The following is a 25,292-nucleotide window of genomic DNA, read 5'->3' as shown; positions in this document are numbered from 1 at the left end:
CCACCTTGCCTATTTCCTGCTTTCCAAATAAAATGTGGCGTACAATGCTTTCTACCAAAAAGTTTCGTGTTTCTTGATGTTCTTTTGTTGTGTTTCCATCTTCTTTCACTAACTTAAATATTTCATTCGCTTTTTTCACCGAACATGTATTGTTACTGGCTTCTAATAAAAAAGTGGTCAATTTCTTCACACTTACACCGTCTAAACTTGAAGGTGACGGGTATTGTTTCCAAAACGCCAATGCTGTTTTTCCATCTACTTCCGAGAAAAAATTCTTATAGCTTGGATAGTGATGGTTCAATTGAATGTGCAGTTGGTTCTTTAAAGCACCTTGGGCCTTTACTAATGCATTTCTTCTAGTGACCAACTGTTGTATCGACCAATATAATTACCACTGCCACATGGTGTTGCTTATGCAAGTCTACTCCAACATACAAGTATTTCTGTTTTTCATGCATTTTCTCATCCCCTATTCAATTAAGTGAAAATGCCGGCAACCTTAGTTCGAGCGTTCACCATCCGGTGCGCATTGGTACGAAAGCCTATCCATTTTCATCGTTACATAGTAACTTATAAGAAAATGAGTCCCTTTTTTAAGTAACCTATTAAATTATTGCTTCATGTTTCCCATTTGCTTGTATTTGTCCATATTTATAGATCCCTTGATAAAAACTCTTTCTGTCTAAAATTCTTTTCACTTGTACTTTCGTAAATGCTTTACCTTGTGTTGTTTTATGTCCTTCCTCATTTAATGCTTCTGCCAACCTAGACAGTGACCATTTTCTATGTAACTGTTTAAGCTCAAACAACCGTTTAACTACTTCTGCATGATTGTTATGTATCTTTAGTTCCTTTTCACCCTTTTGTTTCATGTAGCCAAATGTTGCCCTTCCTCCTGCATAACCACCTTCCTTCGCTTTCTTGTTTCTCCCCTTCGTTAGTTTGAGGGCAATTTCAAGCCTTTGATATTGGTCTAATAACTCCATTAAGCCATTCACCAAAAAGTCGTTTGGGTCTTTTTTTGTGGATACTGTAAGATGGTTGTTCAATGCTTTTAATATCACAGCCGTATTTCTTCAGCTCTCGTTGAATCATCACTTTTACAATATCCGACCGCCATAATCGGCTTGTGTTCAGCACCACCACATAATCAATTTGGACAGACGAAAGGTAAGCCAACATTTCCTGTAAGCCCACCCTGTCTATTTCTAACGCTTCTTCATTTAGTTTTGCGCCACTTATTCCTTCATCTCTAAAAATATGTTTCAAGTTCCAGCCTTGTTCTTTACAAAAGTCAATCAAGGTCATTGAATTCGTTTAAAAACTATTTATATATTTTAACTGTGCTCTTTATAAAGACCTCTGTAATAAAAAATCCAATTAGCTGTTACTATCTCTATCTTCTATGAATTCTAAAAACGAATCTTGCAGTTCTCCGTCCGTATCAATAGAATCGAGCAGTAATTTAGGTTCTAACGAACAATCTTTTAAAGTCGAACTTCCATCAATCACTCCTAGCATGTTTGAAATAGTATCAATCATAGTTTGTTCAATTATCTTCATTAGTGTATCTTTATTTTCGTCAGTTAAACTATCGTAAAAACCAATAGCTTTTTTCCAATAATCATCTGTTTTAGAATTAACATTCGTTGTTTCATACAAGTCTTTGTATAGTTGAAGGTTCTCTTTAACTATAGTCTCATAAAGTGATTTAACAAAAATATCATTCATTTTTACTTCCTCATTTCTGGACATTTTTTTGTTTAATTCAATAAGTTCTTTTAAAGCAGAATTCGGTATGTCATTATAGACTCTTCTAAGTTCCCTTATTTCTCTTGCCAATAACTGTCTAGGATTATCTATTCCTTTTGTACTTCTAGAAACTATTCCATTAGGTCCTTTAATGGTGTGCCCCACCTTTGGAACATTAATTGCAGGTGCCGTATTTAAATCATAATTATCTACTAATTTCTTCATTGCTGCCTTCTGTCCAGCATGATGGGCATCAAGTCCTTCTACTCCTTTAATATCTTTATATGCTCCAACTTGATATTTACCCGTACCCTATGTTGTAATCTTAAAAGCTAAAAATAAAAAAGAAACCTATCAAAACTTTATTAATTATACTCACACCTTCTAAACATGAAGATGAAGGGTATTTTCTCCAAAATTCCAATGCTGTTTTTCCATCTACTTCCGAGAAAAATTTCTTATAGCTTGGATAGTAATGGTTCAATTGAGTGTGCAGTTGGTTCTTTAAGGCACCTTTGGCCTTTACTAATCCATTTCTTCTAGTGACCAATTGTTGTATCGACCAAAATAAATCATGTGGTTTTGCATCTGGCAAATGGCTAAATTGTCTTACCAATATTCTAGCGACACATTCAGCATCCCAACTGTCACTCTTTTGTGTGGTCATATGGCTTTTTCGTTCAGCGTATGAAAGAGCTGGGTTTACTTCTTTGACAACCTGTCCATTGTCAGTTAAAAACTGTGCCAACGATCGTCCATAGCCTCCAACATCTTCTAAGCCAAATACAGGCGTCAATCCATCATCTTATAAGTTTATCAATATCCAGTAAAAAAGTTGAGAACGCAGATGGTTTATTTTCAAACTTTATTTCATCCTGCTTCTCCTGCCAACAATTAATAATCACTGCCACATGGTGTTGTTTATGCAAGTCTACTCCGACATACAAGTGTTTCTGTTTTTCGTGCATTTTCCCATCTCCTATTCAATTAAATGAAAATGCCGGCAACCTTAGTTCGAGCGTTCACCTTCTGGTGCGCATTGGTACGAAAGCCTATCCATTTTCATCGTTACATAGTAATTTATAAGAAAATGAGTCCCTTTTTTAAGTAACCAATTAAATTATTGCTTCATGTTTCCCATTTGCTTGTATTTTTCCATATTTATATATCCCTTGATAAAAACTCTCTCTGTCTAAAATTCTTTTTACTTGTACTTTTGTAAATGCTTTCCCTTGGGTTGTTTGATACCCTTCTTCATTCAATGCTTCTGCATGACCGTTATGTATTTTTAGTTCTTTTTCACCCTTTTGTTTGATATAGCCAAATGTCGCCCTTCCTCCTGCATATCCTCCTTCCTTCGCTTTCTTGTTTCTTCCTTTCGTTAGTTTTAGTGCTATCTCAAGCCGTTGGTATTGGTCTAATAACTCCATTAAGCCATTGACCAAAAAGTCGTTAGGGTCATTCTTATGGACACTGTATGAAATCTGCTCAATACTTTTAATATCACATCTATGTTTCTTCAACTCTCGTTGAATCAGCACCTTGACAACATCTGACCGCCATAATCGGCTTGTGTTCAATGTGACAACATAATCAACCTCATGGTGGGAGAGATACTCCAACATCTCCTGAAAGCCTATTCTATCCACTTCTAACGCTTCTTCATTGACTTTAGCCCCACTAATACCCTCGTCCTTAAACAAATGTAAAAGGGTAAATCCTTGAGCCTGACAGTAGGCTTTGATTTCATCTTCTTGGTAAGCAAGGCTATATCCATCCCTTGCTTGTCCTTGTGTAGATACTCGAATATATCCGATTACTTTCATGATAGTTTCCCCCCTCTGTTACGCTAATCCTAATTAACGTAACGCTTAGCCGCTATATTTAATATAAATTCATTGTATGCGGCTTTAGCGATACAATCAACCCCTTTACCGATACAAATTTATTGTGTATCGTAAAAGTAACATGAAAAAGAGGAAGGGAAATACCATGCCAATTTCAATCAAACTTAAAGAAATCTTGAAAGAACGTGACCTTTCACAACGTGAATTAGCACGGATGACAGGGCTTCGCCCCAACACGATAAGCCATCTTTGTTCAGACAACGTGGACAGAGTTTATCTATCAACATTAGAAACGGTGTGCAAAGTGTTAGACATCGACATTCAGGAGTTAATTGAGGTGGAGTAGCCTCTCACACTAGTAATCGTTCTATGTACGTAAAAGTTGCGAAAAATTTAAAAGGCAGGGAGAAAACAAAGATAAAGTGTTATCCGTTGCGGATGGTGGTAACTGATGATATTACATTTCTTTATTGAAGTGATAAAGGACGAAATAGGTTATTCAATTCAAAGTTAGTGTACGCACTTTGTTATTTTTGAAAATATCATATAGGGCAGACAAGCATTAGTCTTAATCTTTGTATGAAATGCGGTATATTCGGCACTGGGTAGCCCCCACAAAAAAAGAAACCTTGAAAGAACGTATCTTCCAAGGTCTTAATTATTTATTACAAATATACTTTTTCTAGATAATGTCTAACCTTTGACAACTAAAGGATAAAAAATCACCCTCATTTATATCTCCTGGTAATATATTGTTATCTAATTCTAGTAATAGTTTACCAACCATTACTAATACAAGTTGTTTATCAACTAATTTTCCCGACAAACTATAAGCAAAATATTCTCCTTGTTTCTCAATAGTATAAACTTCTCTCTCTAACTTAAGGACATTTGTGACATTATAGCAGAGTATTGGGTCATTTAATTCACTACCTACTGGATAGTTGAATGGTTGTGCAAAACAAATTATTTCAAATTCACCATCTGTAACCACTACTTCAGCTTCTAAAGCCTCCTGTGATAACCAATCAATTTTTTTTACTCTCACAGTTACCCCCCTTTACTTAATTCCTATACCTAAACTTGGTGCTTTCTTAGAAAGTTCTTTAGCAGTCTTTATATGGAATGTGGTTATATTTCCTGTATTTCTATCTAGTCCCACAAAGCCATATTTGGCACTTCCTTTACCACCGATTAGTTTCACATGTCCATTCAGTTCAGGTACATATTGTCCATTTCGTATAACATGATTAGCATCTTCAAGATAATTTTTTAAATTATATTGGTTTTTGCCCATAGTATCCATTATTTCTTTACTATGCTTTTCAAAGTGCTTTACAGCTTCATCACCTTTAAATTTTGTAAGTTTAGGAGTACCCTATGTTGTAATCTTAAAAGCTAAAAATAAAAAAGTCAGCCATTTTACCACCTTATTAAACTACTTCTTTCTCTTGCACTATCGGCAATTTGTAAGCTGTTTTATACTTCATCATGCCATAAACAATGTTCACAAGTCTTCTCATAATGCACACCAATGCTTGTCCCTTTGTTTTTCCTTCTTTTAGCTTTCGTTGGTAGTAAGTATAGAACACAGGGTTTCTTGGTAGTTTACTCCCTTTTGCCACTTGCACTTGTTGGACTGCAAGGTTATAAAATAACGCATGTAACGCCCGATTTCCCTGTTTGCTTTTTTGTTCCTTACCTTTCCCACCAGACCCAAAGTAAACAGGCGCAATACCCGCAAATCGTGCTAATTTGTTGGCATTAGGAAAACGGCTTACATCCCCAATCTCTGCAATTAAAGCGGACGCTGTTACAAGGTCAATGCCTGGCATGGAGTCTAGTTGAAAGTCTAATAAACTCATTAACTCTTTTAATTCTCTTTCCACCTTGCCTATTTCCTGCTTACCAAACAGAATATGACGCACAATGCTTTCCACCAAAAAGTTTCGTGTTTCTTGATGTTCTTTTGTTGTGTTCCCATCTTCTTTGACTAGCTTCAATATTTCATTCGCTTTTTTCACTGAGCATGTATTATTGCTCACTTCTAATAAAAAGGTAGTCAAGTGTTTTACACTCACACCCTCTAAGCAAGATGGTGAAGGGTACCTTTCCCAAAATGCCAATGCTGTTTTTCCATCAACCTCTGAAAAAAACTTCTTATAGCTTGGATAATGGTGGCACAATTGAATGTGCAGTTGGTTCTTTAAAGCACCTTGTGCTTTTACTAATGCGTTTCTTCTAGTGACCAATTGTTGTATTGACCAAAATAAATCATGTGGTTTAGCGTCAGGCAAATGGTTCAGTTGATTCAACAAAATGCGTGCAACACATTCTGCATCCCAACTGTCACTTTTTTGCGTGGTCATATGGCTTTTTCGTTCAGCAAATGAAAGAGCTGGATTTACTTCTTTTACAAACTGTCCATGGTCGGTTAAAAACTTTGCTAACGCTCGACCATATCCTCCAACATCTTCCAAACCGAATACAGGTGTCAATCCTTCTTCCATCAGTTTATCAATATCCAGTAAAAACGTGGAGAAGGCGGACGGTTTATTTTCAAGCTTTATTTCACCTAGTTTCTCCTGCCAGCAGTTTATAATCACCGCCACATGGTGATGCTTATGTAAGTCTACACCTACATAAAAGTGTTTCTGCTTTTCATGCATGGCTCATCCTCCTATTCAGTTGTCAATCATATAATGAAAATGCCGGCAACCTTAGTTCGAGCGTTCACCAACTGGTGCGCATTGGTACGAAAGCCTATCCATTTTCATCGCTACATAGTAACTTATAAGAAAATATGAGCCTTTTTTAAGTTAGCTTGTTAAATTATTGCTTGGTGTTTCCCATTTGCTTGTATTTGTCCATATGTATACACCCCTTGATAAAAGCTTTCTCGGTCTAATATTCGCTTCACTTGTACTTTCGTAAATGCTTTACCTTGTGTTGTTTGATAACCTTCTTCATTTAAGGCTTCTGCCAATCTAGACAGTGACCATTTCCTATGTAGCTGTTTAAGTTCAAACAACCGTTTAACTACTTCCGCATGACCGTTATGTATTTTCAGTTCCTTTTCACCCTTTTGTTTTGTATAGCCAAATGTTGCCCTTCCTCCTGCATACCCACCTTCCTTCGCCTTTTTATTTCTCCCTTTCGTTAGTTTGAGGGCTATTTCAAGTCGTTGATATTGGTCTAATAACTCCATCAAACCATTTACCAAAAAATCATTTGGGTCTTTCTTGTGAATACTGTATAGTGGTTGCTCAATGCTTTGAATGTCACAGCCAAACTTCTTCAACTCTCTTTGTATCAACACTTTTACAATATCTGACCGCCATAATCGGCTTGTGTTTAGCACTACCACATAATCAATTTGGATAGACGAAAGGTTAGCCAACATCTCCTGTAAGCCCACCCTGTCTATTTCCAATGCCTCTTCATTTAGTTTGGCACCACTAATTCCCTCGTCTCTAAAAATATGTATCAAGTTCCAGCCTTGTTCTTCACAATATGCTTTAATTTCATCTTCTTGATATCTCAAGCTGTATCCATCTCTTGCTTGCCCTTGAGTCGAAACTCGTATATACCCAACAACGTTCAATTCTTCACCCTCCCGTTACGAAAATTACAATTTATGTAACGTTTTTTAAACGAATAGCGAGTATTATACGACCGTCTCTAGTAAAAATACAACCCAAAATTTAATAGAAAAAATAGTATAAGAACACTCTTTCACGTTACCCATTGTTTATCGCCACGAGCTTTGTCATTCTCGTTAGTTTGTTAGCTATGCCATGTCATAACTATTCCTGCCATGTAAAATGTCATCTGGCCTAATTCTCGTTAACTATCAGCCCATCCAAGTATTAACATGATACTCCATGATGGTACTACCTTCATGAGTTATGAATTTCAGAGAGAAAATCAATTATGTTGTCCCCTTCATAAATTTCTTTATTTTCTTTTTTTGTCCACATCCCTTATGTACCAGTGTATTTCCGCTTTTATCACTACGAGCTTTGTCATTCTCGTGTGCAATTATATATCGAGTAGTAAGTATGTTCGTTTTATGTCTTTGTCACTGTAACCAATCTCGTACATCTGCTTACCATTAGACTTTTGATTCAATTTTCGGCTATTTTTAGCCATAAACACTTTTAGTCAAGAAAAAACCTTGAAAGCCATGTAGCCAATCAAGGTTAATAAATCTTTTATTCCCAAATTTTATTTTTCCTAAAATAATTTAATATTGTTTCTTTCACTTCAATATTATTAGCGTAAATCTCAAAAAATGAATAATCAAAAGTACGAATTTCTATTTCTGCTAATGGATGTTGTAACCCCTCACTTTCTTCAGTTTCAGGTAAATGGTCGAAATCCCAATTAATTTTTTTCCCTTTTTCAACAGCTATAAATACACCTGATTCAAATTGTATTACCCTTTTTACTTTATCTATCAATTCATCTGTTGAAAGTACAGTACAATGTTCCTGTGGATTCTTAGGAAACAACTCATGAAAAGATGACTTACTTGTACCTAATACATCAAATATATACCAATCATGACTTTCTGTATAATCCTTAAGGGATAATAAAATTTCAGCAAATTGGCAACCTAAACAAGAAAGCTCTTCATTAAAATAATCACTACCACGTACCTTTAGCATAAAAGCTGGTTCTTTTAAATCCATGTTTTTACTCCTCTAAGAATTATTCTTTAAAGCTCCATGACCCATCCTTAAAAATAGCTGGGTGTGAATGTGGATTTACATGATCCCCTCTACCATGGTCTGTCCAGTCTGTCCGTTGTACCGGCTTACCATTTCTTCCCCACTCAAGTGTTTGAATATATTCTCCTTTCCGACCCTTTTTAATGCCAATTTGAGTGTGTGGATTCATAGAGTGCGGTTTATGAGAAGTACCGTTTACCAATTTTCCGTCTTTATTTTTTGGTAACCCTAATTTTTTTCCATTGCTATCCTTTGGCACATAATTAGGTTTTACCGTACCCTTAGACGCAAATGTTTGTAAATAACCAGGTCCTCCCAACATACTATCGTTCGAACCAGTATCTTTAGCTACAATACGTGGAACAGAAGGCTTCCGGTCTGGTGTTTTGACTACACTAGATTTTGGTGGTGACTTGGTTGGTGTCACCTGCTTTCCAGGATTAGCTGCTTCTCCCTTCACTTTTTTCGTTGACTGAATTGATTTGGCTGGCAGTGTCTTTGGTTTCTTCTTCAATAATTGGGATGCTTTCTTCGCTGTACTTTTGATCGCCTTAACTGTTTTGGTTACAGCTTTTGTGGCCTTTACTGCTTTTCGTGCCGAAACCGTTCCCTTAATTGCTAGTTTCGCTGCTTTTGAAACGACTCCTCCCCCCGGGATAAAGTTTGAAGCAATCGATACTGCAGCAAAAGCTTTTTGATACCACTTTGTATTCTTACTTTTAAGTGTCTTGATATCATCACCAATGACAAAGTTGTACGTCTTTTTTGCAGCTTTCTTTATTCCCTTTGATAACTTTTTCAACCACTTAGGCGCGTATCCATCTGGATCAATATTATTTACTGGATCTGACTCCGCGTAGATATAACTATTAAACGATATTGGATTCGTATCGTCCCCTTCATAAGCATCTGCGACTATGAAGCGCCCAGTGCTAGAATCATAGTCTCTCCAACCCATGAAGTATAGGCTCGTGTCTTGATCATATTGTACACTATACTGTCCTACATAGCGGAACGGATTTGCATGCGCAATTTCCTTTCCCAACTCTGTGGAAGATTCTAGTGACGTCATGTTTCCCCATTCATCATACGTATAACTCGCAATTTCTTCTTGTAACTCATTAGTAATGGCTACTACGTCTCCGCGCTGGTTAAACACGTAATCGTATATGTTACCTTTATACTCAAAATTGATGAGGCGACCGTTTCCATCCCGGTAGAAATTCATCGAGTTTTCTACCAAATCGTTTCCTACCTGTTGCGCAACGCTTACCAAATCACCATTTGTATCGTAATAGTAATACAACAGCTGTTCGCCAGTTTCATTTTTCACTCGTTTCGGCGAGCGATTTTCTTCACTATCATACGTATAGTCTATCTGTTATATAACAGTTGTTCCACGTTTTGTTGTAACGCTTTTTAATAAATTGTTTCCTGCATAAGCAAAGGTCTTTACAAGATCCACATTAGCAGTTTTTGCAGCCGTGTACGTACTTACTTCCTCGCTTATCGTTTCCTTAGAAAGTGAACCATCTACATTAAACGTATAGGTCTTTTTCACATACTTGTTTCTTTCTCTATCTAATAGAATAGAAGTATTAATGCGATTTCCTTCGTTATACGTATTCTCTTGGAGGACGGTTCCATCTTGTTTGACTGCTTTAAGAATATTTCCATTGACATCGTAGGAATACGTAATTATATCTGCACCTTTTTTGACCGTCTTCAGGAATCCTTCTTGGGTATATGTGTAGGATTTCTTCCCTTCTCGATCATTATCAATTTGTTCTTGTCCATTGTACAAGTATGACTCAGCAAAGATAACTGTATTGGAATCTTTTTTCTTAGTTATTATTTCCGTCATCTTTTCATTTGGCCCATAGCTCATGTCCATTGTAAGACGTGGACCACTTACTTTATCGATTAACTCTGATGCCGTGTAAGCAATATTAAATTCTTCATTTAAAGGCATAACTATTTTCTTCGCTAGATCATTTTCATTATAGAATACAGTTGTATTCCCAATTGCAGATTGAACAATTTCTGCGTTTTCATCGTCCTTATACGTCTTAATCGTTACCATGCCATTTTCTGTTTTCTCTTCTCGAATGAAACGATTATTAGCATCATATTCGTACGTACTTTCTGATCGTATAAATGGATAAACTGTATTATTCGTTACGGTATTAGATGTTTCATCATATACCCACTTTTTCATTAGATTTCCATTTAAATCATAAAGGAACCTTGTATCGGAATGCTTTATTGTATCGCCATTGTAATACGTCAGATACTTACGAACCACACGCCCTAGTTCATCATAAGTTATATCTGTTGAATTCACCTTAATCTGGGAAGTTTGTTTTGTCGATTTCTCATAAATCTCTGCATTAAGCATTTGCTTCTCTACTTCACCAGCTTTACTATATTGATACTTCGTTATCAGATAGGTAGTAGTTTTATCCGTATCTTCCACACGTTTCTTTTCTGTATTAATTTGTCCGTTACTATTGTATGTCCACTCTATGGTGCTTCCATCAAGGTTCGTTTGCTTAACCTTGTCACCTGCTTTATTGTACTCATAGCTTGTTTTAGTTCCTTTAAAATTGACTGATTCAATCAGATTACCCGTCGCATCTGTAACCATGAAGTTAATTGCACTTCCTCACCCCTTGGAGCGCAAGAACCTTCCCATTCCCATCTAGTGAATCTTTTATAGATGTAATATTATAATTACTATCGTACATAAAGACAGCATTCGACAAAGTATAAGACAAGAGGAATAACTGTACTTTCATCGAACAAAAAAAATGGCAGGAGAAGTTCTCCTGCCATTTTTAGATATCTTTCGCGTATTCATCACTTGGAATTTTACTTAGTACTACATACAAACTAGTATTAGCTTGGCTATTGTTGTGAAACGCTAGTTCTTCGTCGCCTGTAACCACAACGACATCCCGCTCCACTACGGTTACCTCTTGATTATCGATGTTAAATACACCTTCGCCTTGAACCACATTTAAATGTACGTTTGTTCCCGGATGCTTATGCGCTGGAAGACTTTGGCCCGGTTTAAAATTCAATACAAAGGCTGTACTAGTCCCTTCTTTGTACACCACTCGCTTTGTAAATCTTTCGTCACTATACTCTATATAAGAAGCTAAACTTTGTTTTTGCATGATATTTTCCTCCTTCAAACTATCTATAGTTACATTATAAATGAGATTAATTCTCAACTAAGTGATATCCATCACTTGTCGCGTTAAAATAAATTGCCCGTCTTCTAAACTGACGATATGAAGAAACGGTTAATTTCTTTACATTCTATTAACTAATAGAAAATCAAATCTATCTCTTACCTCCTCCAAATAGGTGGCACAACAACACTTTCACCTATTTACCCTCAACCTAAAACCTCAACGATACAATTCCTATTCTTTACATATTCTTTACGATTTTTCAATTTTCTATTTAAACAAGATTAATATTCACCTTGTAACATAATAAGTAAGAAATCACAGATCGAGGTGAATGAAGATGGAAATAGATTTACATATCCATACAACTTATTCGGATGGTGAACTAACACCTGAGGAAGTCATTCAAACAGCAGTAGACAATGAATTGCACATGATTGCGATTACTGACCATGATGAGATTGGCGGTTATCTTGCTAGTAGGTCTATGGCACAAACGTTAGGAATTACACTAATTCCTGGAATTGAGCTAAATACTGATGGCCCAGATGGCGAATTACATATTTTAGGTTATCAATTTGATCCTAACTCTCCTTCTCTGTTAGATCATTTGAAAAGAAGAAAAGAACAACGAATAGAGTGGGCTAAGCAAATTTTAAGAAAGCTAGAAAACATGCACTACACCATATCCTTTGAAGATTGTATGGCACGAGCACAAGGAGCTGTCATCGTTAGAACGCATATTGCAATGGAGCTATTCGCAAAAGGGTACTTCCCTTCCCCTAAAGAGGCTTATAACACTTTGTTACGAAAAGGCGCACCCGCATTCTGTTCCCGCCCACCTTTTACAGCAGAACAAGCAGTTCGATTGATCCATGATGCAGGGGGGAAAGCATATTTAGCACATCCAGGAATCTATGATTTCCCTGTTCCAATAGAGCGTCTAATAAGTTATGGATTAGATGGTATCGAGGCATACCATGCTAAGCATTCTCCTAGTCAAACAAGTTACTGGGAGCTAAAAGCAATTGAATTGGGACTCGCACTCTCAGGTGGTAGTGATCATCATGGTCCAAACTCACGTAATCCTTTTCCAATTGGAAGTGTTCCAATTGACGAACAATGTATCCTCCAATGGGTTAAAAAGGAGAGTATTTTATGAGATTGTATTTATCTTCTTCCCTATGTTGGGCTTATCCGTTACCAGACGTTATAAAACTAGCAAAGCTATTCCATTTCGATGGTGTTGAGGTATGGGCAGAGCATGTATGGCATTATCAAACATCGGTAAATTCCATTCTCCATGCTAAGGAAGAATACAATATAGAACTTTCTCTTCACGCAGCAAGTTGGGACTTAAACATATCCGCTATCAATGAAGGAATAAGAAAACAATCTATCCAGGAAATAGAAAACTCTATGATGCTAGCTAAACAATTAGAGGCAACAAACGTAACGATACACCCTGGTAGACGAACGTTAGCAAATCAATGGTTAGATAAACACGAGCAATTACTTATCGAAAATTTACAAATGCTCGCATATAAGGCTGAGCAGCTAAATGTAACATTATCAATAGAGCAAATGGAGGCTATTAAAAAGGAATTTATTACTAGTCCTAAACCTCTTAACGGTCTATTGGAGCAGCTACCTGATTCAATCCAAACAACTTTTGATATTGCACATGTACCATTATCAGAAAGTCCCGAAGCGTACTTTCATCAAATCAATCGTATTAATAAAATTCACATTAGTGATGCAACACATCAAATTTATCATGTACCACTCGGAACGGGACTAGTAAAGTTAGATCCTATACTTAGGATACTAAGGGATACTGACCTACCTGTTGTAGTAGAGGGATTCGAAAGTAATCGCTCACTCTCGATGCTACAACAAAATGTTAATTATCTCGACCACAAAAATCTACGAAGGAGGGAAAACGTTGAAAATCTTAGTTACGAATGATGATGGCATTTTCCATCCTGGTTTAGAAACGATGGTGAATGTTCTTCAACATTTCGGAGAGGTGTATGTTGTATGCCCTGACAAAGAACGCAGCGCAATCAGCCACTCTATTACACTTAGAAATCCATTAAAAGCAATCCAAACAAGCCTCTTCTCAACAGGTGTTCATTCCTGGATGGTGAATGGCACACCGGCAGATTGTGTGAAGTTAGCACTAGAAGTTTTGCTAAAAGAGCCTCCAGATATTGTTTTTTCCGGGATAAATATTGGCCCTAATTTGGGCAGAGATGTCTATTATTCTGGCACTATTGCAGGAGCAACTGAAGCTTCGCTATCAGATATACCAGCCGTTGCAGTTTCACTTGCATCGTTTGAAAATACAAATATCCACTACCAACAAGTTAAGCCGCTCTTTTATCAGATTGCAGAGGTGATCTTGCAAAACAAAATACCAAAAGGGATGATCCTAAACATTAACTTACCTTATACATCAAAAGAGCTATGTAGAGGTGTAAAAGTGGTCCCATTAGATATGTCTGTTCCCCGCTACCGCTATGTCGGATTAAATGATCCACATGGACAGCTTTATTATTGGCTGAAGGATGAATACCAACAACTTAGTGGTCTTGCGAAAGAGAAAGACTTTAGTGCATTAAAAGAAGGATTCATTACCGTTTCCCCTGTAGAGATGAGAGGCACTCAAAAGAGAAAAACGGATCAAATAAATAGATGGTTCTACCATTTTAATAAAAACAAGGAGGAATTTTTCCATGTCTAAATTTAAGCTCGGAATTGCTGCACTATTAAGTATAGGTCTTATCACAGGATGTACGGCACAAGGTGAAACAAAGGATTCTGGTGAGATTTCTGGTGACTTATCCTTTTATACATCTCAGCCAGATGTTGATGCAGAACAACTCGTTTCCGCTTTTAACGAAAAATACCCCGATGTAAATGTTAGTGTTTTCCGTTCTGGAACAGAAGAAGTGATCAGTAAAGTACAGGCTGAAGAACAGGCTGGTGATGTTCAAGCAGATGTATTACTAGTAGCCGATGCCGTAACATTTGAAAGCTTAAAAGAACAGGACATGCTATTATCCTATAAGTCAAAGGAAACAAGTGAAATACCAGAGGAGTTTGTCGATTCGGACGGTACATACACTGGAACAAAAGTAATGTCGACTGCTCTAGTTGTCAACACAGATGATGTATCTGAAATGCCTACATCTTGGAACGTATTATCTGATTCTGCATCTAGTGGTAGCACGATTATGCCAAGTCCACTCTATTCAGGTGCTGCCGCATACAACTTAGGTGTTTTAACTCGTAACAGTGACTTTGGTTGGGATTTCTATGAAAATATTAAAGCAAACGACACAACTGTCACACAAGGGAATGGAGCTGTACTAAAAGCTGTAGCTGCTGGAGAAGAAAAATACGGAATGGTTGTTGACTTTATTGTAGCACGCGCTGAGGCGGAAGGTTCGCCTGTTCAGCTTGTTTACCCAGAAGAAGGGGTTCCAGTAATCACAGAACCAATCGGAATTATGAAAAACACAGAAAACGAAGCTGCTGCAAAAGCATTTGTAGATTTCGTATTATCTGAAGAGGGTCAAAAGCTAGCTGCTGAAATTGGTTATACTCCAATTAGAAAAGGGATAGAAGCACCAGAAGGCCTGAAAACAATTGATGAGATGGAAGTATTAGATGCTGATATTAATGAGTTATATAAAGCGCGTGAAGCAGACAAAGAAAAATTTAGTGAATTGTTTGGAGAATAGGTGATCGAATGAAAGCAAATATACCTACCGATAGAGAGATAGTGCCTAATCAGGTATTATCTTCTCTATTTACAAACAAAAGAATATGGACATGGATAGGAATTGCTCTGATTTTTCTATTTTTCCTACTTCCTATTTACCGATTAGTTGCCCTAAGCTTCCAACAAAATGATAGCTTTTCCTTGGCCAATTATACTTCTGTTTTACAAGATGCAACGACATGGACTGTTATTCAAAATACGATTGTAATTGTAATAGGTTCCACTGCCATATCTGTTTCACTAGGGATATCTCTAGCTTGGTTAGTCGCATACACCGACTTACGGGCAAAAAAACTCATGCAAATTTTTATTATTTTACCATTTGTTATTCCATCTTATATTTCAACATTGGCATGGACACAGTTTTTAGGTGCAAATGGGCTTTTTCAACAGCTTGTTGCCCTGTTCCCTTTCCCTGTACCTGCGATAAACCTGTATAGCCTTGTCGGTATTATTTTTGTCCTTGGTTTGTCGCATTATCCATTAGTTTACCTACTATCAGTTAGTGTTTTAAGAAAAATACCACGCGAACTAGAGCAGGCTTCTAGAGTTTCGGGTGCTAGTAGGTGGACAACATTTAGAAAAGTTACCATTCCTTTAGCATTACCTGGAATCGCAAGTGGTGGGTTTCTTGCATTTTTAGCAAACCTGGACAACTTTGGCATTCCAGCATTTTTAGGTATTCCGGCTAACATTAGTGTTTTAAGTACCTATATTTATCAGCAAGTAGTTGGATTCGGTCCCACGGCCTTCGCTACAGCTGCAACACTTTCCGTTATTCTCGGAGTGATCGCGCTATTGGGAACATTTATACAGTGGCTTTTACTAAGAAAATCGAAGCGGATCGAAACGACAATCGAAGATAAACAACCTCGGTATTTTCTTGGGAAAAAGAAGCTCTTCATTGAAATTGCGTTATGGTGTTTCTTCTTATTAACTAGTATCGTACCACTTGTTTCAATGGGGATGACATCTCTATTATCTGCTTATGGAGTAGATTTTACCCTGGAAAATATTAGTCTAAAAAACTACCAATTCGTCCTTGATACGAGTCCGAAAGCCAAACAGGCTATGGTCAATAGTGTGAAATTGGCTTTGATTACTACCGTCATCGGTATTTTGGTTGGTACTGCCTTTGCCTACTATCGAATTCGTAAACCGAACCACCTAAATAAATGGGCAGAAATTTCAATCGGATTGCCATACGCACTACCTGGCACTGTTATGGGCCTTTCAATGATTTTCGCCTGGATGGAGCCTATTCCTGGCTGGAACCCTGGAATTTATGGTTCTGTTATTATTTTATTTATCGCCTATTTAACTAGGTTCTTAATATTACAAGTTCGCGGTAGTATCACAGCTGTCATGCAAGTCGATGTATCGATGGAAGAAGCAGCACAAGTAAGTGGATCGAACGGTTGGTCAAAATGGAGGAAGATTCTAATTCCACTTTTGTTACCTGGTGTATTAAGTGGAGCATTTCTAGTTTTCTTAACCTCTCTAACTGAATTAACCGTGTCCTCTCTACTATGGTCAAGTAATTCAGAAACGATCGGTGTTGTCATTTTTGGATATGAACAAGCAGGTTACTCAACCTATTCAACTGCATTCTCTAGTTTAATAGTTGGTTTGATCATACTTGGTTTTATCGTTCTCTACATATTGGAATACTTTTGGAATCGAAAGGGGCTTAAGCAAGCATGACAGCTGTAATAAAGGAGCTACAAAAACGTTTTGGAAAATTTGAAGCATTAAAGAAAATTAGTTTAGATATAGAAAATGGTGAGTTCATCGCCATTCTTGGACCATCTGGTTGTGGGAAAACGACACTTCTTCGTCTTCTTGCAGGCTTTGATTCCCCAACGTACGGCAGTATTCATATTAGTGGAACAGAGGTTGGAAACATAAACACTACCCTCCCTCCAGAAAAACGCAACATTGGCATGGTGTTTCAATCGTTTGCCCTATGGCCACATTTAAATGTGAAGGAACATATTAAATTCCCATTAGTACATCATCGTTTTGCCGATAAAAAAATGGACATTAACAAGCGAATAAAAGAAGTCCTAGACATTACAGAGTTAACCAGCTTTGCAGAGAGAATGCCTAGCGAACTATCTGGTGGTCAAAAACAACGTGTTGCACTAGGCCGCGCGATTGCTCCACAACCAGATTTATTGTTAATGGATGAACCATTAAGTAATTTAGATGCAGAGTTACGAATGGAAATGCGCAGAGAAATTCAGCAAATTCACCGTCTAACGAAAGCAACCATTATTTATGTAACACATGACCAAAGCGAAGCATTAGCAATGGCTGATAGAATTGTTGTCATGAACCAAGGTCGGATAGAGCAAGTTGGTACACCACGAGAAATTTATAGTTACCCTAAAACAGAATTTGTTGCAAGCTTTGTAGGAAAAGCCAATCTTATTAAAGGAACCTGGCATGAGAATTATTTTGAACCCGAATTAGCATCAAATCTAAAATGGACTGACCTAGGTGTTTCAGAAGAATTGAAAAAGAGGAATATCTACCCACTGCGTCCAGAACAAATCGCCCTAACAAACGACAATGAAGGTATCCCAGGAATTATTACAAGTGTTCAATATCAAGGCAAGGAGATACATTATACGGTACAAACACAAAACCAAAGTTGGGTTGTACATACGGAGATTTGGCAGGCTTTTCAACTAGGAGAATCTGTTCATGTACAAATGAAGCAAGAACAAGCAAAACTAGAGGTTAAAGAAGAGAAAATAGTAAGTTACTGAATGAGATAGCAAAGTTAATTCCTATGTTCGGAAGTGAATTAACTTTGCCGTTTTAATGTGATTTAATTCACATAAATAGTTAAAATTAAATAACCTGTACGAGCAATTCATGCAATAATTCTTTGACTGATACTACTCGTGCAAATGGAAATTCTACATTGGAAAGTGACCATTGCTCCTGTTCTTCCGTGTAGGAGGCAGTTGCTTCTTGGGGAACATATATTTTATAGTCACGGTAATAAGCATCACGAACAGTTGACTCCACACAAACGTTAGTAGGAACACCTGCTATCACCAATGTGTCAACGTTTAGTTTCACCAATAAGTCTTCTAAATCCGTTTGATAGAAAGAACTAAAACGGTGTTTCTTAACAATATAATCAGACTCATCAGGCTTAAGTTGATCAATAAACTCACAGTCCCAAGTCCCTTCCATACTAAACTCTAAATCCTGGAAACTAGGTAAAAGATCATTTAGTAAACCAACATCTGCTCCATTCGGTCGTTGTGTGTGCTGCATGTAAATAACAGGACGTTTTTTCACCTGGAAGGCCTCTTTCAATTGCCTAATTGGATCAATTACTTTGTTAAGTCTAGTTCCGTCCAAACCAGCTTTCGATAAGGCGCCTTCAGGATGAAGGAAAGCATTTTGCAAATTAACTAGTAACAGGGCGCTATTTTCTTTTTCAAAAACTAAATCACGCATAACAGAAAACCTCCTTCATTAGCTTTTTAACTTAAACATACATCTATTTTCACCATTTATAAATAATCCTGGTAATGAATTTGAAATATTGTCACTTTTTCAGACAAACAAATGTCACAGTTATGGTCATAGAATGAGAGTGCGCCAATACTTTACTATTGACGCATTTCAAGGGGAATCGACTTATATATTACCTGTTAAGACGCATTCAGTAACTAGTTCGACTCATATCTAGTTCACAACCACGCATATTGCACCTACTTCGAAGCATTTCACCAGCAGCAGTGTATTTTAATTCCTTTCATAAAACATGTTATGATGAAAAAAAGTGTTAAGAGGAGCGTGCCGAATGAGAATAGCGTTTATTTCAGATATTCATGGAAATGCAGTTGCACTTGATGCAGTTTTAGAAGATATTAATAATAAAAAGATAGACAAGATCATAGTGCTTGGTGATATAGCTTATCGTGGGCCTGAGCCAAAGCGATCGTTGGATTTAATTCGAAGTCTTCATACAACAGTCATTAAAGGAAATGCAGATGAATGGGTTGTTCGCGGTGTACAAGATGGTGAGGTCCCTAAAGCCGCTTTAGAATTAATGAATAAAGAGCGCGAATGGACTGTATCGCAATTAAATGAGGAAGACCTGACTTACTTAAAAAATCTCCCTACATACATCACGCTTCAAGAAGAAGGAATCACAATCCATGCCTTTCACGCAACACCATCTAGCCTATTTGACGTCGTTACGCCAGATGCTTCCGATGAAGAAATAGAAGAAAAATTAATGAGCAAGAAGGATGCCAATTTATATCTTTATGGACATATTCATAAATCCTATGTCCGCAATATAAAAGGAAAAACGATTATCAACCTTGGAAGTATCGGCCTACCTTTTGATGGGATTAGAAAAGCATCCTATGCAGTGGTTGATATAAGTAACAGCAATTTCAGCACTTCAATTGAAAGGGTTAGCTACGATGTTCAAAAAACTATCAAGAAGTATGAGGAAGTTGACTATCCAAATACAGCAATGATGCAAGGTGTGATCACTAAAGCAAGTTTATAGTTTTTTTTAGAAATGATGTATAACTCAAAAAAAGACTGTCCATAATTAAGCTATCCCCTAATATTTTTGGCCCCTTCAATCGGAAGGGGCCTTTTTCATGAAAAAAAAGCAGCTAACAGATACCTGCTAGCTGCTTTCCCTTATTTTTCCCACTCTATTTCAACGCCCCATTTAGATGCAAGGCTGTTTAATTCATCCTCAAAATCTACTAATAATTGATCTGACTCCTCAAAAAGAGCGGTTGCTTTGTCGTCATTACCTGCTAGCCACTCCGTCTCGGCAGCGATATACTTCTCCATAGACTGTATATCTAGTTCATGTACCTTCTTTAATTCATCTTTTTCTATTTTTTCACCGTAAGCTTTATATTCCTTTAAAATCTTTTCAAGTTCAGGAATTAACGTTTCTTCTGTATAGCTAACAATTTCCTCGGGTGTTCCTTCCTCACCCAATGTCACCTCTTGTTCTATTAACTCATTGTAGTTCGTAGTATACTCATTCGTTTCTTCCAAATAGGTAAGCATTGCATCTGAGTTACCAGACAAATTTTGAAACAAGAAATACGCCCCAATTGCTAAAGGGATAATACCAATTAAAGAATACAAGAATTTCTTCAAATACCTTCCTCATCTCTACAAAAGTATAATTACGAAATAATTATATGCTAAATTGGTTGGTTTGCCTATCTGTTTTTGTGCGGAAATAAATCAGCCCTTTAAAATTTATATACCAGAACAGATACCACTTCCAACATTCCCAATATAAGATATGACTAGTTAAAAAGTCTTCTTTTCATAGTATAGCTTGATACTAAAGTATTACTAGTCCTTATTAGCTCAAGCCGTCTCTTTTGTTCTGCTTAAATCATATACAACCATACGCAATGAGTACCTAAAACAACCGTGTACATTAGTGAAGCTGCAATGGATAACCCTCTGACTATAATTGTTTTGGGAATCTTGTCATAAGATATAAATAATAGCATCATTCCAGTGAAAGATAGCTTCGTTAAAATAAATAACAAAGAGTGCTTTTCATAGATTACGTTCATTATTGGGTTAAGTTCCCCAATTAAAGCATTTTCCAATCCGTATAAGGAAATGAATCCATCTATCATATTGACAATTGCTAGATAGATAAATAATCGTTTTTCAAGCAAATGATCAATCCTCCCATTTAAGTAATCTCCAGCTCTAGATTATCTATATAACTTAGTTTTGACATAGCTAGGTAGATTATTCACGATGATTTGGAAAGTAATTGAATTAACTCCGTACGACTTTTTATCTTTAATTTCCTATACATACTAGATAGGTAGTTTTTCACGGTTCCTTCACTAATCATTAGATCATTTGCAATCATCCGATTTGACCATCCTTTATTAACTCGCTGAATTAATTGGATTTCTTTATCACTTAAATCAGGTTCAAATTCTAAAGACTCTTTTATAAATTTAGGGGATCCCTGCACTTCTACTTTTATTAAATGACTTAGTCTCGATGAATATTGTTGTATCACAGATTGTGATGTTATGAAATAACCATCCATAATTAGCCTTAAAATCTGTTTAAATTGGGCTAAATCTGTATTTTTGAGAATATAGCCATCTACACCTATAGACATGACATTTTCAATATACCTCTCTTCTTCGTTTACCGTAATAAAAACTATTTTCATATCAGGAAAGTTTGACTTTAACCATTTTGCACAGTTAATCCCACTTAGTACTGGTAGGGAAACATCTAGAAGACAGAGTGTAGGCCTTATTTCCTTGTTCCTAATAAAATCAATAACCTCTTGTCCATCAACTAGTTGAGCAATTACCTTAAACTCATCCAACTCTTTTATAAACGTTGAGATCATTTCTCTAAATAAAGTCTGACTTTCTGCAACAATAACAGTATGCTTACTCATAATCTTGCTCTCCTTTGATTAAGGCAAATGGCATCCGCTCCGTAGTAGTATAAATTCTTCATTGCCCGCCCCCCTATTCCTTTTTTATATGTGCTTAATAGCCTGATAGCTCAAATTTGGAGTACAAAAACCTTTTTGGTAGGTTTTTTCAATGTATCCATCCCTCTTTTATTTTGGTATTTAACCTGTTAAAACCATGTCTTTTGCAAACCAGTCTAAATTTTAAAATGCTATATTCACCAAAGGCAAACTTACTTATTATAGCGCTAGATAATTACACTAAAAAGAAATTAATGTTCTTAATTAGGAACAAATAGTCGATGTCGGTCTTATATTGAGTATCATCATTAACCTAGCTTTGAATCAATCCAAGTACACCTTTATACTCGACCGATTGGCTGTTTACTTCTTAGTCCCTACCTGTCACTCTTTCAAATATATTAACTAAGCGATAATGACTATGTATGTGATTAAAAGTAATCTCCCCTAACATTACAGTTCTTTTTAATGTTATAAAAAACTAAATATCGTTCTTATTAATGAACAACATGTTAACGTTAGTATAACAAGGAAATTTAGTCATAGGAATAGGATTTTTTGTCGAAAGTAACCTAAAAGGTAAGAACATTGTTTTAATTTCACCTTTTCAAAGTAATTTAAAGAGGTAGTATTTATAGTAAATTTTGAGTATAAAAATAACAAAGTGTATCTACTAATTATGTATATAGCAGTTTAAGATAAAATTTTATTAAAAAAAGACAGACTTACATTTCCTTTTTCTACTAATATTTTAAGTGAAAATGGCCACACATTGTATTTGTGCAGCCATTTGTCATCTATTCTCTCTCCGTTATATACTGATAAATCGCCGAAAGATCCTTCCTACCAAGTCCTTTTTGTTTAGCCATGCCAAACAGCTCTTTCGTAGCATTAGCCACTGGCATTGCAGTATTACTTGCATAGGCAGCTTGGGCAACTAAATTCAAATCCTTATGCATGTGTTCTAATGGAAATTCCTCTGCAAACTCATTATTTAATAGTTTATCTCGTTTTAATTTTAATATTGGTGCTGCTGTTGGACTATTTAATAACGTGTCGATTACCGTTTCTTTTTCTAATCCAATCGCTTCCCCAAAATGGATAGCTTCTGAAAATGCTGCCATCGATTGCGCAAGCATTAAATTGATTACTAGTTTCATGGAGGATCCTTTCCCATTCACACCATGATATTGGATTGCTTTGCCCATTATTTCAAGTAATGGTCTAATCTCTTTTAAATCTGCTTCGTTTCCACCAACTAAAAAGATAAGTTCCCCTTTTTGAGCAGGGATTTTCGAGCCAGATACTGGTGCATCTAGAAATCTTACATGATACGCTTCTGATTCTCTTGCCATAAGTTCACTAAACTTAGGATCAACTGTACTACAGTCCACCCATAACTTCCCTTTCATATCACCGTTTAGAAAGCCATTATCTCCAAAAGCCATCCCTTCAACTGCAGCTTCATTCGTTAACATGGTGAAAATAACATTAGCTTCTTTCGCTACTTGAGCAGGTGATTCTGCCCATTTGGCACCTTTATTTAGTAAATTATCCGCTTTTGCTTTTGTTCGATTATGTACGATTAACTCTTGTCCGTTATCTAATAAATTCTCTGCCATATGATTGCCCATAATACCTAACCCAATAAAACCAATCATCATACACACCTCTTTTATGGATTTATCAATCTATCCTATTATTCCATTTCCTTTCGATATATTTCAACTAGATTGAACTTGTTTATAGATCATACATAAACTTGAAATATAGGAGGTGTTGCACCCATTTTGGTGACATAATTATTGGTAAGTGTAGATAAATTCGGTTAATGATTCTTTTCTTAGTTCTTTGTAAAGAACAAACAAGACTTAAAAACGATAAGTTCTATATAAATGCAGTTCCTCATTCCCACTTATTCTTTCTAATATTTGGAAACCTATTATCCTATTCTTCATTTCTTGTTATAATAGATACATAAGTGAAAAATTTCTGTTTCAAAACAACAGATTGATAGGAAGTTATACAATTCAAGGATGTGATAATAAATGCTGAAGAAACGAAGTAAGAAACACGCAGTTTCTGAAAGCGAGTTTCAGCTTATTTATGAAATGTTCTATAATCGTGTCTACCGCGATGCCTATTTTATGACAAAAGACCCTTATTTAGCTCAAGATATTTTACAAGATACTTTTATAAAGGCTTATAGTCAGATTCATAATTTAAAAGATAAAGATAAAATTGGCGCTTGGCTCTCTACCATTGCCACTAGAACAGCGATAGATCACATTCGTAAGCAGAATATTTGGAATGGGATACCTAAAGGGGACCTACTAGAAGAGGAAAAATATATAGTCAAGGAAATCTCCTCCACTGTAGAAGAAAATGTAGAAAGTCATTTTGTTCAAGAAGCTGTTATCGAAAAAATCCTTGAACTGAAAAGTGAGTATCGAGAAGTTATTTTGTTAAAATACATTCATGAATTAAAAGAGAAAGATATTGCAAAATGGTTAAACTTAAAAGATGGGACCGTAAAGTCTAGACTACACAGAGCGAAAAAAGAATTACGGAACCAAATTGAAAAAGATACATCTAATCAGCAGTTGTTAGGCGGTGAGATTTCATGACTTATCAACAAAATAAGGAAATTCTAGATGACTATCATTTAAAGCAGCATATAACAAAGGATTATGACAACTGTCCTGAACCTCCTGTTTCAAAAGATAAAACATGGGAAATGATTCGAAAAGAAATACAGAAAGATGCTAAACCTAAGAAAAAGCTTCTTCCAACAAGGCTTATGTCAATAGCTGCTGTAGCAGTTATAACTATTATTGGGGGATTATTTTTGCAGGTCAACGACAGCCAAGCGTTTGGATGGATTACTAAATACTTTATCACCTCAAATGATGAGATTACGCAAATTGGTAGTAGTATAAAGGAACCTGGTGATTCTGGCGGTCTCCCTTCCCCAGATCAGTTAGAAGAGATTGCCGTTGTAACAAAAACTGATGATATGGAACTAGCACATGCACAACAGGAAACTAATTTTCATATTCTTGTTCCTAAGGACGTGCCTGATGGATATACATTAGGGTTTGTAACGGTCTATTATGAAAATGACATGCCAAGTACGAAAGTGATTCTGAACTACCGTAATAACGAAAAGACCTTTACCATTGAACAAATTTATGTAGAACATGAAGTTGCAAGTTCAATGGTTGTTGATAATGACGATACGAAAGTGCAGAATGTAGAATTATTCACTGGACAAGGTACATTTATAAGCTTTAAAGATAACACAACGATGTTAATGTGGTCTCAAATGAATTCACAATTAACGTTGGATAGTAGCTTATCTCTAGAGAAAGCCAAAATGATTGCTAATTCAATGGAATGAATAAAAGCATGGATCAGGTAATTACCTAATTCATGCTTTTTCCTTTCCCATCATTCGACATAAACCGGGTG

General features: G+C 36.3%; 25 protein-coding genes and 3 pseudogenes. 10 read left to right on the top strand and 18 right to left on the bottom strand.

Features of this window, described 5'->3' with window-relative positions; all coding sequences use genetic code 11:
* The 5 genes and pseudogenes from H7K77_RS18720 to H7K77_RS18695 form a co-directional block, all read right to left on the bottom strand.
* A pseudogene (locus H7K77_RS18720) lies at positions 1-388 on the bottom strand (IS110 family transposase); the annotation flags it as partial.
* 217 nt (positions 389-605) lie between these two features.
* A pseudogene (locus H7K77_RS18715) lies at positions 606-1,293 on the bottom strand (recombinase family protein); the annotation flags it as partial.
* A gap of 87 nt (positions 1,294-1,380) precedes the next feature.
* Positions 1,381-1,977 carry a hypothetical protein gene (locus H7K77_RS21395; RefSeq protein WP_235989000.1) on the bottom strand — a complete coding sequence of 199 codons (597 nt, stop codon included), beginning with the start codon at positions 1,975-1,977 and terminating at the stop codon, positions 1,381-1,383.
* Between the two features lie 145 nt (positions 1,978-2,122).
* A pseudogene (locus H7K77_RS18700) lies at positions 2,123-2,720 on the bottom strand (IS110 family transposase); the annotation flags it as partial.
* Between the two features lie 147 nt (positions 2,721-2,867).
* The gene (locus H7K77_RS18695; RefSeq protein WP_186580152.1) at positions 2,868-3,578 is read right to left on the bottom strand and encodes a recombinase family protein; all 711 of its coding nucleotides are present in this window, start codon (positions 3,576-3,578) and stop codon (positions 2,868-2,870) included.
* A gap of 166 nt (positions 3,579-3,744) precedes the next feature.
* Between H7K77_RS18695 and H7K77_RS18690 the strand changes: the two genes are divergently transcribed.
* The gene (locus H7K77_RS18690) at positions 3,745-3,945 is read left to right on the top strand and encodes a helix-turn-helix domain-containing protein (RefSeq protein WP_026089141.1); all 201 of its coding nucleotides are present in this window, start codon (positions 3,745-3,747) and stop codon (positions 3,943-3,945) included.
* A gap of 336 nt (positions 3,946-4,281) precedes the next feature.
* Here the strand turns inward: H7K77_RS18690 and H7K77_RS18685 are convergent, their stop codons facing one another.
* The 8 genes from H7K77_RS18685 to H7K77_RS18650 all read right to left on the bottom strand — a co-directional run bounded on the left by H7K77_RS18685 (position 4,282) and on the right by H7K77_RS18650 (position 11,511).
* Positions 4,282-4,647, bottom strand: coding sequence for a hypothetical protein (locus H7K77_RS18685; RefSeq protein ID WP_186580150.1), 366 nt, complete (start codon positions 4,645-4,647; stop codon positions 4,282-4,284).
* 12 nt (positions 4,648-4,659) lie between these two features.
* Positions 4,660-4,905, bottom strand: a complete 246-nt coding sequence (locus tag H7K77_RS18680) for a hypothetical protein (protein WP_235988999.1) — start codon at positions 4,903-4,905, stop codon at positions 4,660-4,662.
* Between the two features lie 127 nt (positions 4,906-5,032).
* A complete protein-coding gene (locus H7K77_RS18675) occupies positions 5,033-6,268 on the bottom strand; it encodes an IS110 family RNA-guided transposase (RefSeq protein ID WP_186580148.1) in 1,236 nt (411 codons plus the stop codon).
* 158 nt (positions 6,269-6,426) lie between these two features.
* Positions 6,427-7,203: a recombinase family protein gene (locus H7K77_RS18670; RefSeq protein ID WP_186580146.1), complete on the bottom strand. Its 777-nt coding sequence runs from the start codon at positions 7,201-7,203 to the stop codon at positions 6,427-6,429.
* A gap of 610 nt (positions 7,204-7,813) precedes the next feature.
* Complete coding sequence (locus H7K77_RS18665; RefSeq protein ID WP_186580144.1) at positions 7,814-8,293, bottom strand: hypothetical protein; 480 nt, start codon at positions 8,291-8,293, stop codon at positions 7,814-7,816.
* A gap of 19 nt (positions 8,294-8,312) precedes the next feature.
* Positions 8,313-9,665 (bottom strand): RHS repeat-associated core domain-containing protein, encoded by a 1,353-nt coding sequence (locus tag H7K77_RS18660; protein WP_186580142.1) that lies wholly within the window; start codon positions 9,663-9,665, stop codon positions 8,313-8,315.
* A 48-nt stretch (positions 9,666-9,713) separates the two neighbouring features.
* On the bottom strand, positions 9,714-10,979 hold the full coding sequence (locus H7K77_RS18655; RefSeq protein ID WP_186580140.1) for a hypothetical protein: 1,266 nt from the start codon (positions 10,977-10,979) through the stop codon (positions 9,714-9,716).
* A gap of 190 nt (positions 10,980-11,169) precedes the next feature.
* Positions 11,170-11,511 (bottom strand): cupin domain-containing protein, encoded by a 342-nt coding sequence (locus tag H7K77_RS18650; protein ID WP_186580138.1) that lies wholly within the window; start codon positions 11,509-11,511, stop codon positions 11,170-11,172.
* Positions 11,512-11,869: 358 nt separating this feature from the next.
* Here H7K77_RS18650 and H7K77_RS18645 point away from each other — a divergent pair, with 358 nt between their 5' ends.
* From H7K77_RS18645 to H7K77_RS18620, 6 genes are read left to right on the top strand one after another with little or no spacing between them, the layout of a single operon-like run.
* Positions 11,870-12,691: a PHP domain-containing protein gene (locus H7K77_RS18645; protein WP_186580136.1), complete on the top strand. Its 822-nt coding sequence runs from the start codon at positions 11,870-11,872 to the stop codon at positions 12,689-12,691.
* On the top strand, positions 12,688-13,497 hold the full coding sequence (locus H7K77_RS18640) for a sugar phosphate isomerase/epimerase family protein (RefSeq protein WP_186580134.1): 810 nt from the start codon (positions 12,688-12,690) through the stop codon (positions 13,495-13,497). Before H7K77_RS18645 ends, H7K77_RS18640 begins: the two co-directional genes overlap by 4 nt.
* The gene (gene surE, locus H7K77_RS18635; RefSeq protein WP_186580132.1) at positions 13,475-14,275 is read left to right on the top strand and encodes a 5'/3'-nucleotidase SurE; all 801 of its coding nucleotides are present in this window, start codon (positions 13,475-13,477) and stop codon (positions 14,273-14,275) included. The genes H7K77_RS18640 and surE overlap by 23 nt, the downstream gene beginning before the upstream one ends.
* Complete coding sequence (locus H7K77_RS18630; RefSeq protein WP_186580130.1) at positions 14,268-15,278, top strand: ABC transporter substrate-binding protein; 1,011 nt, start codon at positions 14,268-14,270, stop codon at positions 15,276-15,278. The genes surE and H7K77_RS18630 overlap by 8 nt, the downstream gene beginning before the upstream one ends.
* A gap of 8 nt (positions 15,279-15,286) precedes the next feature.
* Positions 15,287-17,023 (top strand): ABC transporter permease, encoded by a 1,737-nt coding sequence (locus H7K77_RS18625; RefSeq protein WP_186580128.1) that lies wholly within the window; start codon positions 15,287-15,289, stop codon positions 17,021-17,023.
* Entirely contained in the window at positions 17,020-18,093 is a 1,074-nt protein-coding gene (locus tag H7K77_RS18620) for an ABC transporter ATP-binding protein (RefSeq protein WP_186580126.1), read from the top strand. Before H7K77_RS18625 ends, H7K77_RS18620 begins: the two co-directional genes overlap by 4 nt.
* An 85-nt stretch (positions 18,094-18,178) precedes the next feature.
* Here H7K77_RS18620 and H7K77_RS18615 read toward each other — a convergent pair whose 3' ends face one another.
* The gene (locus H7K77_RS18615; protein ID WP_186580124.1) at positions 18,179-18,799 is read right to left on the bottom strand and encodes a cysteine hydrolase family protein; all 621 of its coding nucleotides are present in this window, start codon (positions 18,797-18,799) and stop codon (positions 18,179-18,181) included.
* 349 nt (positions 18,800-19,148) lie between these two features.
* Between H7K77_RS18615 and H7K77_RS18610 the strand changes: the two genes are divergently transcribed.
* Positions 19,149-19,868 (top strand): metallophosphoesterase family protein, encoded by a 720-nt coding sequence (locus tag H7K77_RS18610; RefSeq protein WP_186580122.1) that lies wholly within the window; start codon positions 19,149-19,151, stop codon positions 19,866-19,868.
* 140 nt (positions 19,869-20,008) lie between these two features.
* Here the strand turns inward: H7K77_RS18610 and H7K77_RS18605 are convergent, their stop codons facing one another.
* The 4 genes from H7K77_RS18605 to H7K77_RS18590 all read right to left on the bottom strand — a co-directional run bounded on the left by H7K77_RS18605 (position 20,009) and on the right by H7K77_RS18590 (position 23,482).
* A complete protein-coding gene (locus H7K77_RS18605) occupies positions 20,009-20,485 on the bottom strand; it encodes a hypothetical protein (protein WP_186580120.1) in 477 nt (158 codons plus the stop codon).
* A 242-nt stretch (positions 20,486-20,727) separates the two neighbouring features.
* Positions 20,728-21,027, bottom strand: a complete 300-nt coding sequence (locus H7K77_RS18600) for a DUF5658 family protein (protein WP_186580118.1) — start codon at positions 21,025-21,027, stop codon at positions 20,728-20,730.
* Between the two features lie 80 nt (positions 21,028-21,107).
* On the bottom strand, positions 21,108-21,782 hold the full coding sequence (locus tag H7K77_RS18595) for a response regulator transcription factor (protein ID WP_186580116.1): 675 nt from the start codon (positions 21,780-21,782) through the stop codon (positions 21,108-21,110).
* Positions 21,783-22,618: 836 nt separating this feature from the next.
* Positions 22,619-23,482, bottom strand: a complete 864-nt coding sequence (locus H7K77_RS18590; protein ID WP_186580167.1) for an NAD(P)-dependent oxidoreductase — start codon at positions 23,480-23,482, stop codon at positions 22,619-22,621.
* Positions 23,483-23,869: 387 nt separating this feature from the next.
* Here H7K77_RS18590 and H7K77_RS18585 point away from each other — a divergent pair, with 387 nt between their 5' ends.
* Together H7K77_RS18585 and H7K77_RS18580 are read left to right on the top strand one after the other, a co-directional pair.
* Positions 23,870-24,448: an RNA polymerase sigma factor gene (locus tag H7K77_RS18585; protein WP_186580114.1), complete on the top strand. Its 579-nt coding sequence runs from the start codon at positions 23,870-23,872 to the stop codon at positions 24,446-24,448.
* Positions 24,445-25,221 carry a DUF4367 domain-containing protein gene (locus H7K77_RS18580; RefSeq protein ID WP_186580112.1) on the top strand — a complete coding sequence of 259 codons (777 nt, stop codon included), beginning with the start codon at positions 24,445-24,447 and terminating at the stop codon, positions 25,219-25,221. Before H7K77_RS18585 ends, H7K77_RS18580 begins: the two co-directional genes overlap by 4 nt.
* Positions 25,222-25,292 lie beyond the last annotated feature (71 nt).

Source organism: Aquibacillus kalidii, assembly GCF_014280935.1.
In the GTDB taxonomy this organism is placed as follows: Bacteria; Bacillota; Bacilli; order Bacillales; family Amphibacillaceae; genus Aquibacillus_D; species Aquibacillus_D kalidii.
This window is presented reverse-complemented; position numbering and strand designations above follow the sequence as displayed.

Coding starts and splice junctions, on each gene's coding strand:
- H7K77_RS18690 (WP_026089141.1), top strand. CDS start 3,745: ATGCCAATTTCAATCAAACTTAAAGAAATCTTGAAAGAACGTGACCTT.
- H7K77_RS18630 (WP_186580130.1), top strand. CDS start 14,268: ATGTCTAAATTTAAGCTCGGAATTGCTGCACTATTAAGTATAGGTCTT.
- H7K77_RS18625 (WP_186580128.1), top strand. CDS start 15,287: ATGAAAGCAAATATACCTACCGATAGAGAGATAGTGCCTAATCAGGTA.
- H7K77_RS18590 (WP_186580167.1), bottom strand. CDS start 23,482: ATGATTGGTTTTATTGGGTTAGGTATTATGGGCAATCATATGGCAGAG.
- H7K77_RS18595 (WP_186580116.1), bottom strand. CDS start 21,782: ATGAGTAAGCATACTGTTATTGTTGCAGAAAGTCAGACTTTATTTAGA.
- H7K77_RS18640 (WP_186580134.1), top strand. CDS start 12,688: ATGAGATTGTATTTATCTTCTTCCCTATGTTGGGCTTATCCGTTACCA.
- H7K77_RS18620 (WP_186580126.1), top strand. CDS start 17,020: ATGACAGCTGTAATAAAGGAGCTACAAAAACGTTTTGGAAAATTTGAA.
- H7K77_RS18665 (WP_186580144.1), bottom strand. CDS start 8,293: ATGGATTTAAAAGAACCAGCTTTTATGCTAAAGGTACGTGGTAGTGAT.
- H7K77_RS18610 (WP_186580122.1), top strand. CDS start 19,149: ATGAGAATAGCGTTTATTTCAGATATTCATGGAAATGCAGTTGCACTT.
- H7K77_RS18580 (WP_186580112.1), top strand. CDS start 24,445: ATGACTTATCAACAAAATAAGGAAATTCTAGATGACTATCATTTAAAG.
- H7K77_RS18655 (WP_186580140.1), bottom strand. CDS start 10,979: ATGGTTACAGATGCGACGGGTAATCTGATTGAATCAGTCAATTTTAAA.
- H7K77_RS18650 (WP_186580138.1), bottom strand. CDS start 11,511: ATGCAAAAACAAAGTTTAGCTTCTTATATAGAGTATAGTGACGAAAGA.
- H7K77_RS18695 (WP_186580152.1), bottom strand. CDS start 3,578: ATGAAAGTAATCGGATATATTCGAGTATCTACACAAGGACAAGCAAGG.
- H7K77_RS18615 (WP_186580124.1), bottom strand. CDS start 18,799: ATGCGTGATTTAGTTTTTGAAAAAGAAAATAGCGCCCTGTTACTAGTT.
- H7K77_RS18675 (WP_186580148.1), bottom strand. CDS start 6,268: ATGCATGAAAAGCAGAAACACTTTTATGTAGGTGTAGACTTACATAAG.
- H7K77_RS21395 (WP_235989000.1), bottom strand. CDS start 1,977: ATGAAGAAATTAGTAGATAATTATGATTTAAATACGGCACCTGCAATT.
- H7K77_RS18585 (WP_186580114.1), top strand. CDS start 23,870: ATGCTGAAGAAACGAAGTAAGAAACACGCAGTTTCTGAAAGCGAGTTT.
- H7K77_RS18680 (WP_235988999.1), bottom strand. CDS start 4,905: ATGGATACTATGGGCAAAAACCAATATAATTTAAAAAATTATCTTGAA.
- H7K77_RS18645 (WP_186580136.1), top strand. CDS start 11,870: ATGGAAATAGATTTACATATCCATACAACTTATTCGGATGGTGAACTA.